The sequence below is a fragment of the Deinococcus pimensis DSM 21231 genome, from assembly GCF_000519345.1.
Lineage (GTDB): Bacteria > Deinococcota > Deinococci > Deinococcales > Deinococcaceae > Deinococcus_A > Deinococcus_A pimensis.
The window spans coordinates 1-545 of record NZ_KI912622.1 but is presented as its reverse complement, the minus strand read 5'-3'; the positions used below and the strand labels follow the sequence as shown (position 1 = coordinate 545).

Genomic DNA, 545 nt, shown 5'->3' with positions numbered 1-545 from the left:
GAGAACACCGTGAAGTTCCACCTCGCGTCCGTCTACGCGAAGCTCGGCGTGAGCAGCCGGGCGGCGGCGGTGCGCGAGGGCGTGCGGTCGGGCCTCGTGATCATCTGAGCTCGTGGGCGCTTTGCTAGGCTGGGGGCACATGCCCCCGTCCAGTTCCTTCTGGCACCTCTCGGTGCTCGGTCGTCCCCGCCTCGTGACGCGCGGCGGCGCTCCCGTCCGTCTGGGCGACCGCGCCTTCGCGGTGCTCGCGTACCTCGCGCTGGAGGGACCGTCGTCGCGTTCGCGCGTGGCGGGCCTGCTGTGGCCCGACAGTCCGGAGTCCACCGCACGCAACAACCTCGTGCACGTCCTGAGGCGTACGATCGCCGCGGCGGGCGGTGAGATCGTGGAGGCCCGCGAGACGCTGTCGCTCGCGCCGGGCGTCACGGTGGACGTGCCGCCCCTCGCGGACGCGGGCGCGGTGATCCAGGCCCTGCTGGTCGCGGGGGACGGAGCGCTGCTCGACGGGATGGAGTTCGAGGACGCCCCGGACTTCTCGGACTGGC

The 545-nt window shown here is 72.8% G+C and carries 1 protein-coding gene; it reads left to right on the top strand.

Features of this window, described 5'->3' with window-relative positions; all coding sequences use genetic code 11:
• Positions 1 to 139: 139 nt before the first annotated feature.
• A partial coding sequence (locus DEIPI_RS27905) for an AfsR/SARP family transcriptional regulator (protein WP_045233492.1) occupies positions 140 to 545 on the top strand: 406 nt, incomplete at its 3' end.